The organism is Pantoea sp. Morm (assembly GCF_016643525.1).
Taxonomy (GTDB): domain Bacteria; phylum Pseudomonadota; class Gammaproteobacteria; order Enterobacterales; family Enterobacteriaceae; genus Pantoea; species Pantoea dispersa.
The window spans coordinates 1-15,626 of sequence record NZ_VOQX01000095.1 but is presented as its reverse complement, the minus strand read 5'-3'; the positions used below and the strand labels follow the sequence as shown (position 1 = coordinate 15,626).

At 55.4% G+C, this 15,626-nt stretch carries 15 protein-coding genes and 4 tRNA genes; 17 read left to right on the top strand and 2 right to left on the bottom strand.

The features are described 5' to 3' along the window. Positions 1-28 precede the first annotated feature (28 nt). The 14 genes from tam (at position 29) to luxS (ending at position 11,016) form a co-directional block, all read left to right on the top strand. The gene (tam, locus tag FT726_RS22575) at positions 29-805 is read left to right on the top strand and encodes a trans-aconitate 2-methyltransferase (protein ID WP_346303474.1); all 777 of its coding nucleotides are present in this window, start codon (positions 29-31) and stop codon (positions 803-805) included. 102 nt (positions 806-907) lie between these two features. Then, positions 908-1,402: a nicotinamide-nucleotide amidase gene (gene pncC, locus FT726_RS22570; protein WP_058776003.1), complete on the top strand. Its 495-nt coding sequence runs from the start codon at positions 908-910 to the stop codon at positions 1,400-1,402. A gap of 93 nt (positions 1,403-1,495) precedes the next feature. Next, positions 1,496-2,566 (top strand): recombinase RecA, encoded by a 1,071-nt coding sequence (gene recA, locus FT726_RS22565; protein ID WP_021507334.1) that lies wholly within the window; start codon positions 1,496-1,498, stop codon positions 2,564-2,566. Positions 2,567-2,672: 106 nt separating this feature from the next. Beyond that, positions 2,673-3,188: a regulatory protein RecX gene (locus tag FT726_RS22560; RefSeq protein ID WP_288424858.1), complete on the top strand. Its 516-nt coding sequence runs from the start codon at positions 2,673-2,675 to the stop codon at positions 3,186-3,188. A 135-nt stretch (positions 3,189-3,323) separates the two neighbouring features. Next, on the top strand, positions 3,324-5,951 hold the full coding sequence (gene alaS, locus FT726_RS22555; protein WP_346303473.1) for an alanine--tRNA ligase: 2,628 nt from the start codon (positions 3,324-3,326) through the stop codon (positions 5,949-5,951). 249 nt (positions 5,952-6,200) lie between these two features. Next, positions 6,201-6,386, top strand: coding sequence for a carbon storage regulator CsrA (csrA, locus tag FT726_RS22550; RefSeq protein WP_058759760.1), 186 nt, complete (start codon positions 6,201-6,203; stop codon positions 6,384-6,386). Between the two features lie 308 nt (positions 6,387-6,694). Further along, positions 6,695-6,787: transfer RNA gene (locus FT726_RS22545), tRNA-Ser, on the top strand. 9 nt (positions 6,788-6,796) lie between these two features. Continuing rightward, a tRNA-Arg gene (locus FT726_RS22540) sits at positions 6,797-6,873 on the top strand. 99 nt (positions 6,874-6,972) lie between these two features. Next, positions 6,973-7,049 (top strand) — tRNA-Arg (locus FT726_RS22535). Between the two features lie 192 nt (positions 7,050-7,241). Further along, positions 7,242-7,318 (top strand) — tRNA-Arg (locus tag FT726_RS22530). Positions 7,319-7,722: 404 nt separating this feature from the next. Then, positions 7,723-8,289, top strand: coding sequence for a fructose-1-phosphate/6-phosphogluconate phosphatase (gene yqaB, locus FT726_RS22525; protein ID WP_058771641.1), 567 nt, complete (start codon positions 7,723-7,725; stop codon positions 8,287-8,289). After that, positions 8,286-8,714: a YqaA family protein gene (locus FT726_RS22520; protein WP_021507330.1), complete on the top strand. Its 429-nt coding sequence runs from the start codon at positions 8,286-8,288 to the stop codon at positions 8,712-8,714. Before yqaB ends, FT726_RS22520 begins: the two co-directional genes overlap by 4 nt. Positions 8,715-8,745: 31 nt before the next feature. Next, positions 8,746-10,350: a glutamate--cysteine ligase gene (gene gshA / locus FT726_RS22515; RefSeq protein ID WP_346303472.1), complete on the top strand. Its 1,605-nt coding sequence runs from the start codon at positions 8,746-8,748 to the stop codon at positions 10,348-10,350. A 150-nt stretch (positions 10,351-10,500) separates the two neighbouring features. Then, positions 10,501-11,016, top strand: coding sequence for an S-ribosylhomocysteine lyase (gene luxS, locus FT726_RS22510; protein ID WP_010617126.1), 516 nt, complete (start codon positions 10,501-10,503; stop codon positions 11,014-11,016). 57 nt (positions 11,017-11,073) lie between these two features. Here the strand turns inward: luxS and FT726_RS22505 are convergent, their stop codons facing one another. Both FT726_RS22505 and FT726_RS22500 read right to left on the bottom strand, forming a co-directional pair. Further along, positions 11,074-12,360 (bottom strand): HlyC/CorC family transporter, encoded by a 1,287-nt coding sequence (locus tag FT726_RS22505; protein WP_058759620.1) that lies wholly within the window; start codon positions 12,358-12,360, stop codon positions 11,074-11,076. A gap of 13 nt (positions 12,361-12,373) precedes the next feature. Continuing rightward, positions 12,374-13,168, bottom strand: a complete 795-nt coding sequence (locus tag FT726_RS22500; protein WP_010617128.1) for an inner membrane protein YpjD — start codon at positions 13,166-13,168, stop codon at positions 12,374-12,376. 166 nt (positions 13,169-13,334) lie between these two features. Here FT726_RS22500 and ffh point away from each other — a divergent pair, with 166 nt between their 5' ends. From ffh to rimM, 3 genes are all read left to right on the top strand, one after another. Further along, positions 13,335-14,696 (top strand): signal recognition particle protein, encoded by a 1,362-nt coding sequence (gene ffh, locus FT726_RS22495; protein ID WP_288422258.1) that lies wholly within the window; start codon positions 13,335-13,337, stop codon positions 14,694-14,696. Between the two features lie 142 nt (positions 14,697-14,838). Next, positions 14,839-15,087 carry a 30S ribosomal protein S16 gene (rpsP, locus tag FT726_RS22490; protein ID WP_007893313.1) on the top strand — a complete coding sequence of 83 codons (249 nt, stop codon included), beginning with the start codon at positions 14,839-14,841 and terminating at the stop codon, positions 15,085-15,087. Positions 15,088-15,105: 18 nt separating this feature from the next. Further along, positions 15,106-15,626 (top strand): ribosome maturation factor RimM (rimM, locus tag FT726_RS22485; protein WP_346303471.1); only part of this gene is annotated, 521 nt, incomplete at its 3' end.

The window sequence follows — 15,626 nt, the reverse complement described above, 5'->3', positions numbered from 1 at the left end:
ACTCTTCCACACAGACAGGGGCGTTGCTATGCAAGACGGGAATCCCCAGCTGTATCGTCAGTTTGAATCTGAGCGTACGCGTCCGGCACAGGAGTTGCTGGCGCGTATTCCCGTCAACGAGGTGCGCTTTGCTACGGACCTGGGATGTGGCCCGGGCAACAGCACGGAACTGCTGGCGCAGGCCTGGCCGCAGGCGCACATCACCGGCATCGATAGCTCTGAGGCGATGCTGGAACAGGCGCGGCAACGCCTGCCGGACTGTGATTTTCTTCAGGCCGATATCCGCAGCTGGCAGCCTGAGCAGCCGCAACAGGTCATTTATGCCAACGCGTCACTGCAATGGCTGACCGACCACGAAACCTTGTTGCCGCATCTGGTAAACCAGCTGGCACCGGGCGGTGCACTGGCGGTGCAAATGCCGGATAACCTGCAGGAGCCGTCGCATCGTCTGATGCGTGAGGTGGCCGCCAGCTCACGCTGGCAGGCGCATATTTCGCCTCAGGCGGCAGAGCGCAAACGCCTGCTGAGCAGCGATCGCTACTATGATTTATTAGGCGATGTAGGCTGTCAGGTCGATATCTGGCGCACCACTTACTATCATCCGATGACGGATGCGCAGGCGATCATCAGCTGGCTGCGTGCCACCGGGCTGCGTCCGTTCCTTGCCGCGCTGGATGAGGCGCAGCAGGCTGACTTTTTACACGACTATCATCAGGCGCTGCTGCCCGCTTACCCGACCCGCAGTAATGGACAGGTTTTGCTGGCCTTCCCGCGTTTATTTATGGTAGCGGTGAAAACGCGCTGACCTCACCGGAACGCAGCGCGCAAAATGCGACGGCGGCGGTTGAAAAGGGCTTGTTGCCGCACCATTTACTGCTAACGTGAAGCGCCACAACAGGAGAAGGCGATGAACGACGAACAACTTCAGCAGCTCAGCCGACGTATTGGCGAACAGCTCAGGCATCGTCAGGCGACGGTGACGGCGGCGGAGTCCTGTACCGGCGGCTGGATTGCCAAGGTATTTACCGACATCAGCGGCAGTTCTGCGTGGTTTGAGCGCGGCTTTGTTACCTATAGCAATGAGGCCAAGCAGCAGATGGTTGGCGTGCAGGCGGCGACGCTGGCGCAGCATGGTGCCGTCAGTGAGCAAACGGTACGCGAAATGGTGACCGGCGCCTGTGCCGCGGCCGGCGCTGGCTACGGTATTGCGGTGAGCGGCATCGCCGGACCAGATGGCGGCACGGCTGAAAAGCCGGTCGGTACCGTCTGGTTTGCGCTGGCGGGTCCGGAGGGCCGCGTGCTGGCGCAGCGCCAGCAGTTTGCCGGCGATCGCGATGCTGTCCGGCGTCAGTCGGTCAGCTGGGCGCTGCAGGCGCTGCTGGATGAATTTCTGACAAATTAAACTTGATACTGTATGACTATACAGTATAATTAGCGGCAACAGAACGAGCAGGCATACACGGTGCCCGCTCACCCGGCATGATTAGGAGTGGAAATGGCGATTGACGAGAACAAACAGAAGGCTTTAGCTGCCGCGCTGGGCCAGATTGAGAAACAATTTGGTAAAGGCTCCATCATGCGCCTGGGTGAAGACCGCTCGATGGATGTTGAAACCATCTCTACCGGCTCCCTGTCGCTGGACATCGCGCTGGGCGCGGGTGGCCTGCCAATGGGCCGTATCGTTGAGATCTACGGACCTGAGTCCTCCGGTAAAACCACGCTGACCCTGCAGGTCATTGCTGCTGCGCAGCGTAAAGGCAAAACCTGTGCCTTTATCGATGCCGAGCACGCGCTGGATCCGGTATACGCCAAGAAACTGGGCGTCGACATTGATAACCTGCTGTGTTCGCAGCCGGATACCGGTGAGCAGGCGCTGGAGATCTGTGATGCGCTGGCCCGTTCGGGTGCGGTAGACGTGATCATCGTTGACTCCGTGGCGGCGCTGACGCCGAAAGCGGAAATCGAAGGTGAAATCGGTGATTCGCACATGGGTCTGGCTGCGCGTATGATGAGCCAGGCGATGCGTAAGCTGGCGGGTAACCTTAAGCAGTCCAACACGCTGCTGATCTTCATCAACCAGATTCGTATGAAGATTGGTGTGATGTTCGGTAACCCGGAAACCACCACCGGTGGTAACGCCCTGAAGTTCTACGCCTCCGTGCGTCTGGATATCCGCCGTATCGGCGCCATTAAAGAGGGCGACGAAGTGGTGGGGAGCGAAACCCGCGTTAAAGTGGTGAAGAACAAAGTGGCAGCACCGTTTAAGCAGGCTGAGTTCCAGATCATGTACGGTGAAGGCATCAACACCTTCGGCGAGCTGGTTGACCTCGGCGTGAAGCACAAGCTGGTGGAAAAAGCCGGTGCGTGGTACAGCTACAACGGCGATAAAATCGGCCAGGGTAAAGCGAACGCCACCAACTTCCTCAAAGAGAACCCGGCGATTGCCAACGAGCTCGACGTTAAGTTGCGTGACATGCTGCTGACCGGTGCAACGGCAGAAGCGGCGACAGCGGATAGCGCGGCTGATAAATACGAAGAAGCCAGCGAAACCAACGAAGATTTCTAACCATACCCACGGGAGCAGCAATGCTCCCGTTTTGCTTTTCCCGCCCGTGCTTTTCCTCTCTGCCTTCTTGCTTTACCCTGCGCAACAGTCACAACAAGGTAATCCTATGTCATCGACCTCATCACAGGCTCCGGAGCCAACCTTTTCCCGGGTACTCGATCGTGCCATGCGTATTTTGTCGCAGCGCGACCATAGCCGCGACGAGCTGAAACGCAAACTGCAGCTGAACAATCAGCGTGCGGCCTGGCTGCAGCAACAGGAGAGCCAGCCGATACCGGAAGCGCTGCTGGAGAAAGTGCTCGACTGGTGTCAGGAGAATGGCTGGCTCAACGACCAGCGTTTTACTGAACGCTTTATTCAGAGTCGCGCGCGCAAAGGCTATGGTCCACAGCGGGTGCGCATGGAGCTGCAGCAAAAAGGCATCGACCGTGATGAGATCAACCAGGCGCTGTTCGATAGCGAGGTTGACTGGAGCCAGTGCGCGGCCGAGGCCGCTAAACGTAAATTCGGCGAACCGCTGCCGCAAAGCTGGGCGGAAAAAAGCAAAGTCCAGCGCTTTCTGATGTCGAAAGGCTTTATGATGGAAGACATTCAGGCGATTTTCAGAAATATTGACGACTGAAAGGCGATGGGATTTTACTTCCCATTGAAGAAAATTTATCTTATTCCCACTTTTTGTTCCTCAGTCAGTGGCGGGCCGGGCGCATGCGGTTTGCCAGCGAAAGGGAACGTTCGTTAGCGTGATTCCAGGAATTTTATGAGCAAGAGCACTGCTGAGATCCGTCAAGCGTTTCTCGACTTTTTTCATAGCAAGGGACATCAGGTTGTAGCCAGCAGCTCCCTCGTACCAAACAACGATCCGACGTTACTGTTTACTAACGCCGGCATGGTGCAATTTAAAGACGTTTTCCTTGGTCAGGACAAGCGCGATTATTCGCGCGCCACCACGTCGCAGCGCTGCGTGCGTGCCGGCGGTAAGCACAATGACCTGGAAAACGTCGGCTACACCGCGCGTCACCACACCTTCTTTGAAATGCTGGGCAACTTCAGCTTTGGCGACTACTTCAAGAAAGAAGCCATTGCCTACGCCTGGGAACTGCTGACGGGCGAGCAGTGGTTTAAGCTGCCGAAAGAGCGTCTGTGGGTAACCGTATACGAAACCGATGACGAAGCCTTTGAAATCTGGGCTAATGACATCGGCGTACCGCGCGAACGTATTATCCGCATTGGCGATAATAAAGGCGGCGCTTACGCCTCTGACAACTTCTGGCAGATGGGTGACACCGGCCCTTGCGGTCCGTGCACCGAAATCTTCTACGATCACGGCGACCATATCTGGGGCGGCCCTCCGGGCAGTCCGGAAGAGGATGGTGATCGCTATATCGAAATCTGGAACATCGTGTTCATGCAGTTCAACCGTCAGGCCGACGGCACCATGCAGCCACTGCCGAAACCGTCGGTGGATACCGGTATGGGCCTTGAGCGTATCGCCGCGGTACTGCAGCATGTGAACTCCAACTATGAAATCGATCTGTTCGCGAAGCTGATTAACGCGGTGGCGCAGGTGACCGGTGCCACCGATCTGAACAACAAATCACTGCGCGTGATCGCCGACCACATCCGCTCATGTGCCTTCCTGATTGCTGATGGTGTTATCCCGTCGAATGAAAACCGTGGCTATGTGCTGCGTCGCATCATTCGTCGCGCGGTGCGTCATGGCAACATGCTGGGCGCGAAAGAAGCGTTCTTCTACAAACTGGTGGCTCCGCTGATCGAGGTGATGGGCGCAGCAGGTGAGGATCTCAAGCGTCAGCAGAAGCACGTTGAGAACGCCCTGAAAAATGAAGAAGAGCAGTTTGCTAAAACGCTGGAGCGTGGCCTGGCACTGCTGGACGACGAGCTGGCGAAGCTGAAAGGCGACACCCTCGACGGCGAAACGGTTTTCCGTCTGTATGACACCTTCGGCTTCCCGGCGGACCTGACTGCTGACGTATGCCGTGAGCGCAATCTGAAGATTGACGAAGCGGGCTTTGAAGCGGCGATGGAGCAGCAGCGTCAGCGTGCGCGTGAAGCCAGCGGCTTCGGTACCGATTACAACACGGTTATCCGCTTTGATACGCCGACTCAATTCAAAGGTTACGACCACCTCTCGCTCGAGGCGACGGTGCAGGCGCTGTTTGTGGACGGCCAGCAGGTTGAGCAGGTCACAGCTGGGCAGGATGCGGTGGTGATTCTGGAGCAGACCCCGTTCTACGGTGAGTCTGGCGGCCAGGTGGGTGATACCGGCACCCTGACCGGGAAAAATGCTGAATTTAGCGTGCAGGATACGCAAAAATATGGCAAAGCCTTTGGTCATATCGGTAAGCTACGCCAGGGTCAGCTGCGGGTGGGCGATCGCCTGCAGGCGCAGGTCGATGAAGTGCGTCGTTCGCGCATCATCCTTAACCACTCCGCGACGCATCTGATGCACGAAGCGTTGCGCGAAGTGCTGGGCGATCACGTTGGCCAGAAAGGCTCGCTTAACAACGACAAGTATCTGCGTTTTGACTTCTCGCACGGCGAAGCCATGAAGCCGCAGCAGATTCGTGCGGTTGAGGATATCGTTAACGCCCAGATTCGCCGCAACCTGCCTATCACCACTAACGTGATGGACCTGGAAGAGGCGAAAGCGCTGGGCGCCACTGCGCTGTTCGGTGAAAAGTACGATCAGCGTGTGCGCGTGGTCAGCATGGGCGAATACTCCATTGAGCTGTGCGGCGGTACGCACGCGGCCCGCACCGGTGACATCGGCCTGTTCCGCATTCAGGGCGAAGCCGGTACGGCGGCGGGTATTCGCCGTATCGAAGCGGTGACCGGTGAAGCCGCGATTGCACAATTGCACGCGCAGAGCGATCAGCTAACCGACATTGCTCAGGTGGTGAAAGCCAACCACAGTAATCTGAACGAAAAAGTGCGCGGACTGGTAGAAAACGTGCGTGCGCTGGAGAAAGAGCTGCAACAGCTACGCGATCAGCAAGCGGCGCAGGAAAGCGCTTCACTGAGTAGCAAAGCGGTTGAGGTGAAGGGCGCGAAACTGCTGGTAAGCGAACTCAGCAATGTCGAGCCAAAAATGCTGCGCACGATGGTGGACGATCTGAAAAATCAGCTTGGTTCTGCTGTCATCGTACTGGCAACCGTTGCAGAAGGTAAGGTGTCGCTGATTGCTGGCGTCACCAAAGATCTGACCGATCGGGTGAAGGCCGGTGAGCTGATTGGCGAACTGGCTGCGCAGGTCGGCGGTAAAGGCGGCGGGCGTCCGGACCTGGCGCAGGCTGGCGGAACCGACGCCCAGGCACTTTCTGGCGCGCTGGCTGGCGTGCCGGAGTGGGTGAGTAACCGGCTGTAACGAAATAAAATTAAGCATCGTGAAGAGCGCCAGGAACATCTGTTTCGGCGCTTTTTAACGCGGTGTGCACCAGGTAATGACAAAGTCCGGTTGATGTAGTGTATTTCGGCTAAACTAACTATCAGCAGAATGTATTGGCATGGCAGAACACAATGGTGTATTTGTCATAGGCATTGTTCAGCGTTATATGATGGATATGGCCGGGAGACCGAACAGGCCCGACTCTTTTAATCTTTCAAGGAGCAAAGAATGCTTATTCTAACTCGTCGAGTTGGTGAAACCCTCATGATTGGTGATGAGGTAACTGTAACGGTGCTGGGTGTTAAGGGTAACCAGGTCCGCATAGGCGTAAACGCGCCAAAAGAAGTGTCGGTTCACCGTGAAGAGATCTATCAGCGCATCCAGGCTGAAAAAACACAGATTACACCTCAATAACGTATTCAGTGCCTCGCTATGTGGCGAGGCGCTACCGCTTCTCTTCCTCCCGTCGTTGTTTTTTATCCGTTCACGCTCTCCTGTTTTTTCAGCGAATTATGTCGGCTGCCGCACGCTTTTACTGTTGATAAATCACTCTTTTTGTCGGCAAAATATGCGGATTGCACGTCATTTGCGCAATCAAACCTGAATCGGTAAAAAGTCGGGAAAAATTGTTTGACTTATAAGTCCGGGAAAGTAATATGTGCGCCACGCAGTGCCGATGAGCGGAAACAAAGTTCAAAAGCACGGTTCGCAAGAACGCGTAAGGTGAGGTGGCCGAGAGGCTGAAGGCGCTCCCCTGCTAAGGGAGTATGCGGTCAAAAGCTGCATCCGGGGTTCGAATCCCCGCCTCACCGCCATTTTCCGATGCATCCATAGCTCAGCTGGATAGAGTACTCGGCTACGAACCGAGCGGTCGGAGGTTCGAATCCTCCTGGATGCACCATCTTCGGATATGGTATTTACTTCAGAGTAGTAAGAGTGAACGAGTAGTTCCTTTCATGGTGAGTTGTTAGCACCCTGCGTTGTACAAGAATCATTTAATGCATCCATAGCTCAGCTGGATAGAGTACTCGGCTACGAACCGAGCGGTCGGAGGTTCGAATCCTCCTGGATGCACCATCTTCTCCGAGATGGAAAGTGCCTCAGTGTGTCATGATGCGATAATCGTTCAGGACGTGCTAAGGAGGATAACGTTGCTTTAGCAACGGCCCGTAGGGTGAGGCGCAAGCCGAATAATCCTCCTGGATGCACCATTCTTTGTATCATTCCCGGATTGATTTCAGTTAGTCCATCGTAAGAAAATCTCTCAATGCATCCATAGCTCAGCTGGATAGAGTACTCGGCTACGAACCGAGCGGTCGGAGGTTCGAATCCTCCTGGATGCACCATTTTCTCCGAGATGAAAAGTGCCTCAGTGTGTCATGATGCGATAATCGTTCAGGACGTGCTAAGGAGGATAACGTTGCTTCAGCAACGGCCCGCAGGGTGAGGCGCCAGCCGAATCATCCTCCTGGATGCACCATCAAATAAAAAGCAAACTGCCCTTGTGCGCTGTTCCGCTTGATTCCTGACCCGATTCAACATCCGCATTCCGAAAGATTTTCTCACGCGCCGTCTCCATCAAAAAATCACTGCATTTACCGCCATTTATCGCCGGTCGCGCGCTCTGACCTTATTCTGAAAACGAAAATTGCTAATGCTTTCAAAGCATTTGCGGTTAAGCCTGCCTGGCGACAACCTGAGCGCATTACGCTAAAGTAATGGCTCATTTTGTGGTGTTAATGGAGTCACAATGTACGACCACTATGACGCCCTGATTTTCGATATGGACGGCACCATTCTTGATACCGAGCCGACACATCGAAAAGCCTGGCAGCAGGTGCTGAGCCGCTATGGTTTCACCATGGACGAAGCAAAGATGGTGGCATTCAACGGGGCACCCACCTGGCAACTGGCCCGCTACATTCTGGAACAGAATCAGGCGCAGCACGATCCGCATCAGCTGGCGGCAGAGAAAACAGCGGCGCTAAAAGCGATGCTGCTGGAAGACGTGCGTCCGCTGCCGCTGATGCAGGTGGTCAAAGCCTATCACGGTCGCCGTCCGATGGCGGTTGGCACCGGCAGCGAACACAGCTTAGCCAAAGCGCTGCTGGAAGCGCTCAACGTTTATCATCTGTTTGATGCGGTAGTCGGCGCGGACGATGTCCAGCGTCATAAGCCGCAGCCTGATACCTTCTTACGCTGTGCAGAGCTGATGGGCGTTGCGCCTGCGCGCTGCGTGGTCTTCGAGGATGCTGACTTTGGCGTGCAGGCAGCTAAAGCGGCGGGCATGGATGTGGTTGATGTCCGTTTACTGTGAATGAATTTCTGACGTATGGATCGTTATTCGGCAGTAGCTTTCTGAGTGCAACGCTGCTTCCGGGCAGCTCAGAAGCGGTGCTGATTGCGTTATTGATCGCCCAGAAAGGGTCGGTCTATGGATTGTTACTGGCTGCATCAGTGGGAAACACGCTGGGCGGCCTGACCAACATTCTTCTTGGTCGCCTGATGCCAGCAACAGGGCAGGGGCGATGGCACGACACAGCAATGACGTGGCTACAACGATGGGGACCCGCAGCGCTGCTGTTTAGCTGGCTGCCAGTGGTGGGCGATTTACTCTGCGTGCTCGCAGGGTGGTTGCGCTTCTCCTGGCTGCCCTGCGTGCTGTTTCTCGCCCTGGGTAAAACGCTGCGTTATATCGTTATCGCGACCGCCACTTTACAAGGTATGCAATGGTGGCATTGATTCGCACAGATTCGAGGCTACGGTTAACATTATGCTGAACAAAAATAAATTATTCACACAGCGGGAGGTTAATGTGATCCCGGACGTATCAAAAGCGCTCTCCTGGCTGGAAGCGCATCCCGACGCGTTAAAGGGTATCGGCCGTGGCATTGAACGTGAAACACTTCGCGTCCAGCCGAATGGTCATCTGGCTACCACTGGCCACCCTGAATCGCTGGGTTCAGCGCTGAAGCACGACTGGATTACCACCGATTTTGCTGAAACGCTGCTGGAGTTCATCACCCCGGTGGATCAGAACATCGATCGCTCCCTGGCGTTTCTGCGCGACATCCACCGTCACGTGGCGCGCGAGCTGGGCGACGAGCGCATGTGGCCGTTCAGTATGCCGGGCTATGTTGAAGATGTGGACAACATTGAGCTGGCGCAGTACGGCAGCTCCAATATCGGCAAAATGAAAACCCTGTATCGTCAGGGGCTGAAAAACCGCTACAGCGCGCTGATGCAGATTATTTCTGGCGTGCACTATAACTTCTCGCTGCCGCTGTCGTTCTGGCAGGAGTGGGCGGATGTCAAAGACGCGGAGAGCGGCAAAGAGACCATCTCGGCCGGCTATCTGCGCCTGATTCGCAACTACTATCGCTACGGCTGGGTGATTCCTTACCTGTTTGGCGCTTCGCCAGCCATCTGCTCTTCCTTCCTGCAGGGACGGGAAAGTAAGCTGCCGTTCGAAACCAACGGCGAAGGAACATTGTGGCTGCCGTATGCCACGTCGCTGCGCCTGAGTGATTTGGGCTACACCAATAAATCACAAAGCGGGCTGGGCATTACCTTCAACTCGCTGGAAGGGTATGTCGCTGCGCTGAAAGCGGCGATCAAAACGCCGTCTGCCGAATATGCGGCGATGGGCACCAAAGACGCGGAAGGCAACTGGCTGCAGCTCAATACCAACGTGCTGCAAATCGAGAACGAACTGTACGCACCGATTCGTCCGAAACGCGTGACCCGCTCGGGTGAGGCGCCGTCCGATGCGCTGCTGCGCGGCGGCATTGAGTACATTGAAGTGCGTTCGCTGGACATCAACCCGTTCTCTGCCATCGGTGTGGATGCCGATCAGGCGCGCTTCCTCGATCTGTTCCTGATTTGGTGTACGCTGGCCGATGCGCCAGAGATGAGCGCAGATGAGCTGCTGTGCAGCCGGAAAAACTGGAACCGCGTGGTGCTGGAAGGGCGCAAGCCGGGTCAGGTGATCGGCGTGGGCTGCAGTGATACGGAACATCTGCTGGTTGATGTCGGTAAAGCGCTGTTTGCCGATCTGCGCCGGGTGGCTGAAGTGCTGGATAGCAACGACGGCAGCACGCAATATCAACAGGTTTGCGTTCAACTGGTAGCGTCGTTTGACGATCCTGAGCTAACCTATTCGGCGCGCATTCTGCAAGCCATTAAAGAGCAGGGGCTGACCGGAGCCGGCGTGGCGCTGGCCGAGCAGTATCGTCATCTGCTGTGCGAAGAGCCGCTGGAAATTCTCACCGAAGCCGATTTTAGCCGTCAGGCGCAGGAGTCAGTGCTGAAACAGCAGCAGCTGGAGCAGAGTGATACACTGGATTTTGCCAGCTATCTGGCAGGTCGCGAAGGCTAGAAAAGAAAATGGCCACATCACTGTGGCCTAAATTAACATCTCTGTTGTCAGGGATGATGATAACAAATGCGCGTCTTTCATATATTCAGACGTTGGGCGAACAGAAAAGTTTCATCGTTTTAAAAAAAATCTCAAAACAGGAGGTGACGTATGCCACTACTGGATAGTTTTACTGTTGATCACACCATCATGGGCGCGCCAGCGGTACGCGTGGCGAAGACCATGAACACTCCGCATGGCGATACCATCACCGTTTTCGATCTGCGTTTCTGCCGTCCGAACATCGACATCCTGACCGAACGCGGCATCCACACGCTGGAGCACCTGTTCGCGGGCTTCATGCGTAACCACCTCAACGGTGACGGCGTGGAAATCGTCGATATCTCACCGATGGGCTGCCGCACCGGCTTCTACATGAGCCTGATTGGTACGCCAGACGAGCAGCGCGTGGCAAAAGCGTGGAAAGGCGCGATGGAAGATGTGCTGAAGGTAAAAGATCAGAACCAGATTCCGGAACTGAACGAATACCAGTGCGGCAGCTACAAGCTGCACTCGCTGGACGAAGCGCAGCAGATTGCGCGCAACGTGCTGGCGCACGACATTGGCGTTAACCGTAATGAAGATCTGAAGCTGCCGGCTGAAAAGCTCAAAGAGCTGCAACTCTAGTTGCCGCTTCTGCCATAAAAAACGCCGCGATTATCGCGGCGTTTTGTTTTTGTCGTCTCAGGAACCTATGGACGCTTTCAGCGGCTGATGCGGCGTAATGCGCACCTGCTTCACCATGTTGTCCTGCACATCAAGAATATCAATGTCGTAATGGCCAACCTGTACTTGCGTGTCCATCTGCGGGATCTCTTCCAGCGCTTCCAGCAGCATACCGTTGATGGTGCGCGCTTCCTCTTCCGGCAGCGTCCAGTTGAAGGCCTTATTGATTTCCCGCACGTTGGCGCTGCCTTCAATCAGCACCGAACCGTCGTTTTGCGGCATCACTTCTTCGGCCAGTGACGGTGACATAGAGGTGGTGAAGTCGCCGACGATCTCTTCCAGAATATCTTCGATGGTAACCAGTCCTTTGATGTCGCCGTACTCATCGATCACCAGCCCCACTTTCTTCTTATTGCGCTGGAATTTTACCAGCTGCACGTTAAGAGGCGTACCTTCCGGCACGTAGTAGATTTCATCGGCAGCGCGCAGCAGTCGCTCTTTATTGAACTCTTTTTTCCCGGCCATCATGCGCCACGCTTCGCGCACGCGCAGCATGCCGACGCTATCGTCCAGTGAGTCGCGGAACAGCACAATACGGCCATGCGGTGAGTTGCTGAGCTGACGCTCGATGGACTTCCACTCATCGTTAATGTTGATGCCGACGATCTCATTGCGCGGCACCATGATGTCGTCAACGTTGACCTTCTCAAGGTCCAGCACCGACAGCAGCATGTCCTGGTTGCGGCGCGACATCAGCGAGCGGGATTCATACACGATGGTGCGCAGCTCTTCTTTGCTGAGGGCGGAGTTAATCGACCCTTCGGTCTTAATGCCCACCATGCGCATCAGAATGCGGGTAATGGTATTGAGCAGCCACACCAGCGGCAGCATTACGTACTGCAGCGGCGCCAGCAGAAAACTGCTGGGGTACGCGACTTTTTCCGGATAGAGCGCCGCAACGGTTTTGGGCAGCACTTCGGCAAACACCAGCACCACGAAGGTCAGCACGCCAGTGGCGATGGCTACGCCGGCATCGCCGTACAGGCGCATACCGACAATGGTGCCGAGCGCTGAGGCGAGGATATTCACGAGGTTGTTACCGATCAGCACCAGGCTAATCAGACGGTCGGGGCGACGCAGCAGTTTCTCAACGCGACGCGCGCTGCGGTTGCCGCTTTTGGCTTTGTGGCGCAGTTTGTAGCGGTTGAGCGTCATCATGCCGGTCTCTGAACCCGAGAAGTAGGCCGAGACCAGCACCATAATGATCAGCGTGATAATGAGCGTGGTGGTTGAAACATGTTCCAACGCAAAAATTCCTTTAGTGAGAGGTGAGCAGGTGCTGCAGAACGCGGCTGCCGAAATAGGCCATGGTCAGCAGCAGCGCACCGCCGCAGTTGAACCACACCACACGGCGACCGCGCCAGCCTTCATGATAGTGGCCCCACAGCAGCACGATGTAGACAAACCAGGCGATAATCGACAGCACCGCTTTATCAATGTTTTCCGGGCTGAACAGATTATTCATAAAGAACAGGCCGGTACACAGCACCAGCGTCAGCAATACCACGCCAATCTGCGTGATGTGGAACATCTTACGCTCGATGCTGAGCAGCGGCGGCATATCCTGGGTAAACGTCAGCTTTTTGTTCTTTAACTGATAGTCGATCCACGCCAGCTGCAGCGCATACAGCGCCGCGATGATCAGCGTGGCATAGGCAAACAGCGACAGACCGATGTGCACCATCATGCCTGGCGTGGTCTCAAGATGGGTGATAAAGGCGTTTGGCACAAAGGTGGCGAAGGCCAGATTGATCAGCGCAAAACTGTAAACAATTGGCAGCAGCAGCCAGCCGCGATTGCGCGACGCAACGATAGTCATGATGGCACAGATCAGCAAACTGACCAGCGAACCAATATTCAGCAGGCTAAGGTTTTGTCCATTATCGACGGCAAATATGCGTTGCTGCAGCGCTACCGCATGGGCAATCAGCGCCACGCAGGCGGATAGCACGGCAAAACGCCGCCAGCCGCTGTTGCGTTTCAGCAGGCTCGGAATGATCAATGCAAGACTGAGAGAGTAGGCGAACAGCGCCACGATCGCGAAAACGAACATAGATCCTTTCAGGTGTCGGTCAGATAAGGAAAAAAGCAGTATAGCGCCAGCGGCAGCAGGCTCCAAACGATCTCACGGTCAATTGCAGAGATCGGCCTGGCTTCGTGTTATAATCCGCCGCATTGTGTCGCCCTGGCGGCCTCGCTACGCTATTAAGTGAGAGAGCATGTTTGATAATTTAACCGATCGTTTGTCGCAAACCCTGCGCAATATCAGTGGCCGCGGAAGGCTGACCGAAGACAACATCAAAGATACGCTGCGCGAAGTGCGTATGGCGCTGCTGGAGGCCGACGTTGCGCTGCCGGTAGTGCGCGATTTCATCAACCGCGTGAAAGAAGCCGCGGTAGGTCAGGATGTAAACAAAAGCCTGACGCCGGGTCAGGAGTTTATCAAAATCGTGCGCAACGAACTGGTTGCGGCGATGGGGGCCGAAAATAACGCGCTGAACCTTAATGCTCAGCCGCCGGCCGTGGTGCTGATGGCGGGCCTGCAGGGTGCCGGTAAAACCACCAGCGTCGGTAAGCTCGGTAAATTCCTGCGCGAAAAGCACAAGAAAAAGGTGCTGGTGGTGTCTGCGGACGTCTACCGCCCGGCGGCGATCAAACAGCTGGAAACCCTGGCGCAGCAGGTCGGTGTGGATTTCTGTCCGTCCGACCTCAGCCAGAAGCCGGTGGATATCGTTAACAACGCGCTGAAAGAAGCCCGTCTGCAGTTCTACGATGTGCTGCTGGTGGATACCGCCGGTCGTCTGCACGTTGACGAAGCGATGATGGATGAGATCAAGCAGGTGCATGCCGCGATCAATCCGGTTGAAACGCTGTTTGTTGTCGATGCCATGACTGGTCAGGATGCCGCCAATACCGCCAAAGCGTTCAACGAAGCGCTGCCGCTTACCGGTGTGATCCTGACCAAAGTTGACGGCGATGCGCGCGGCGGTGCGGCGCTGTCGATTCGTCACATCACCGGCAAACCGATCAAATTTATGGGGATGGGCGAGAAGACCGATGCGCTGGAAGCGTTCTATCCGGACCGTATCGCGTCGCGCATTCTCGGCATGGGCGACGTGCTGTCGCTGATTGAAGATATCGAGAGCAAAGTTAACCGCGAGCAGGCGGAAAAGCTGGCGAAGAAGCTGAAAACCGGCGACGGTTTCGATCTCAACGACTTCCTGGAGCAGCTTAAGCAGATGCGCAACATGGGCGGCATGGCCAGCCTGATGGGCAAACTGCCGGGCATGGGCCAGCTGCCGGATAACGTTAAATCGCAGATGGATGACAAAGTGCTGGTGCGCATGGAAGCCATCATCAATTCGATGACGCGCAAAGAGCGTGAGAAGCCAGAGATCATCAAAGGTTCGCGCAAGCGCCGTATCGCTACCGGTTCCGGTATGCAGGTGCAAGACGTCAACCGGCTGCTGAAGCAGTTTGATGATATGCAGCGCATGATGAAGAAAATGAAGAAGGGCGGCATGGCCAAAATGATGCGTGGCATGAAAGGCATGATGCCGCCAGGATTCCCCGGCCGCTAAGGCGACACAGCCCGAACCAGAAAAGTGAGACACTCAGGTTGCTTTTTGCGCCAAAATGAGTAAAATTTTCGGGCTTTTTATATTGCACCCGGGCCCCGTTCCTCGATGGGGCCCGGTTGTTTTATTAACTAAAGAGGATGTTATGGTAACCATTCGTTTGGCACGTCACGGCGCTAAAAAGCGTCCGTTCTATCAGGTCGTCGTCACTGACAGCCGCAATGCTCGCAACGGTCGTTTCATCGAGCGCGTAGGTTTCTTCAACCCGATCGCTTCTGGTCAGGCTGAAGGTCTGCGTCTGGATCTGGACCGTATTGAGCACTGGGTTGGCCAGGGCGCAACGCTTTCTGATCGCGTTAACGCGCTGATCAAAGAAGCAAAAAAAGCAGCTTAATCTGTCACGGTGGTTAGCATGAGCATTAAACCTGCCGCACAGCCTCTCGTTAACCCAATTGTATTGGGGAAAATGGGGGCCGCTTACGGCATTCGAGGTTGGCTCAAAGTGTTTTCCTCCACTGAAGACGCTGAAAGCATCTTCGACTACCAACCCTGGTTCATCCAGCGTGCCGGTAAATGGCAGCAGGTCGAACTGGAAGGTTGGAAGCACCACAATCAGGACCTGATCATCAAAGTCAAAGGCATTGACGATCGGGACGCTGCGGCACAGTTAACCAATTGCGAAATTACGGTTGATTCTGCTCAGCTGCCAGCGCTGGAAGAGGGTGATTATTACTGGAAAGACCTTATGGGTTGCAAAGTGGTAAACCTCGACGGTTACGAAATGGGCAAAGTCATTGATTTGATGGAAACCGGTTCGAACGACGTTCTCGTTGTTAAGGCAAACCTGAAAGATGCATTCGGTGCGCAAGAGCGGTTAATTCCGTTTCTTGATGAACAGGTTATCAAGAAAGTCGATCTCTCTACTGGCACGAT